At 40.6% G+C, this 1601-nt stretch carries 2 protein-coding genes; both read right to left on the bottom strand.

The window, feature by feature from the left end:
- Positions 1-408 precede the first annotated feature (408 nt).
- Complete coding sequence (locus L650_RS0117835; protein ID WP_024032996.1) at positions 409-1134, bottom strand: YebC/PmpR family DNA-binding transcriptional regulator; 726 nt, start codon at positions 1132-1134, stop codon at positions 409-411.
- A gap of 178 nt (positions 1135-1312) precedes the next feature.
- On the bottom strand, positions 1313-1601 hold a 289-nt coding region (locus tag L650_RS0117830; RefSeq protein WP_029773948.1), incomplete at its 5' end, for an HAD family hydrolase.

Here is a 1601-nt window from a genome sequence, read left to right as displayed (position 1 = left end):
AAGCCGCTTTAGCGCTTGTATTAGAAGGTGCTAAGCAGCCAAGTGGCTACACCGAGCCCCTATTACACAGTTACCGCTTAAAATATAAAGCAAAACACCATAACCTAGCTGAATAGTTAACATTAGTTTAACAGCAAAAAAGCGCGTTTTGCCTACACAAAACGCGCTTTTTGTTTATTAGGGCGTGTTGATCTTTGCAGATTGAAATTTGTTCAACCTAGGCAGAACCCAAAAGGGCAGCGTATGTTTGGCATTTATGCTACGTTATCGCCTATTTATGGGGAATAACCACACTTCAGAGGCTCTGCCTTGCCTAAAAACCAAACATACTGCTGCAAATTCAAGCGCCAAAGGTCAACACGCCCTAGTACCGTTATTTATTTAGTGCTCACTGTACCTAGCGCTAAATTAATTTTTAATTATTGCATTGTGATACACGTTTTGAACGTCATCACAGTCTTCAAGCATGTTGATGAACTTGTCAAAATTAGCAATAACTTCTTCATCTTCAATTTCTACATGCACTTGCGGAACAAACGTAATTTCATCTACTTCAAAGTTAATCCCTTCAAAGTTTTCCTCAAGCGCTGTTTTCGCTTTATAGTACTCAGTATGAGGTGCAAATACCGACACTTTACCATTTTCAACTTCAACGTCGGTTACATCAACGTCGGCCATCATTAGTGCTTCAAGGACCACTTCGTCATCGTCACCGGCAAAACCAAGTACAGCAAGGTGATCAAACATATGTGCAACACAGCCCGGTGTACCAATTTTTGAATCTGTTTTGGTAAACGGTAAACGTACATCTTTAATTGTACGGTTTGGATTGTCGGTTAAGCAATCAACAATAACCATGCAGTTACCTGGGCCATAGCCTTCGTAACGTGCGGGAGAATAATCTTCCCCTGCCCCACCGGCTGCTTTTTCAATTGCTTTTTCTATTACGTGAGCAGGAACCTGGTCTTTTTTTGCTTTTTCTATTAGACGACGCAGTGATTGATTGACATCGGGGTCTGGTTCGCCATTTTTAGCGGCAACATAAATTTCTTTACCGTACTTTGAGTTAACTTTAGTTTTTGCGTTGGCTGTTTTAGCCATCGAGCTCTTACGGACTTCAAATGCTCTGCCCATCTTGTGCCTCTAATCAATACGTTAATTTTGCAATATTTTACCAATTCAAACCCTATTGGGCTAGGGTCTGTTGAACTTTACAAACTGAATTTAAAACAACCTATTTGCTAAATAAATAAGGACGAGCCTATGCAAATAATACAGGAGTAATTACGCAAAAATAAAAGCTACACTCTATTTAACATAACTCTACTTTTTGTGAGTAACTTTCGATTAAAGTAACTAACTCGGTAAATTCACGTAAAACGTAATCAGCTTGGTCGGCATAAATAGGCACCGCGTTTGGCGCGTACAAACAAGCGCGCATATTTGCATTATGTGCTGCTTGAATGTCGTATAAAAAATCCCCTACGTATAACAAGTTGCTGGCGTTTATATTCCAAAGCGTGGCAATTGCATTTAAGGCACTGGGATCGGGTTTGGCTGGGGCATCGCTACGGGTTAATACCGTTTCGATAGGTAGCGGG

This window comes from Pseudoalteromonas sp. TB51 (assembly GCF_000498055.1).
GTDB classification, from domain to species: domain Bacteria; phylum Pseudomonadota; class Gammaproteobacteria; order Enterobacterales; family Alteromonadaceae; genus Pseudoalteromonas; species Pseudoalteromonas atlantica.
The sequence above is the reverse complement of the archived record's forward strand: the minus strand, read 5'-3'. Positions and strand labels throughout refer to the sequence as shown.

What these genes read in the sequence shown, in the direction of transcription:
- L650_RS0117835 (WP_024032996.1), bottom strand. Translation starts at nt 1,134, where the DNA reads ATGGGCAGAGCATTTGAAGTCCGTAAGAGCTCGATGGCTAAAACAGCC.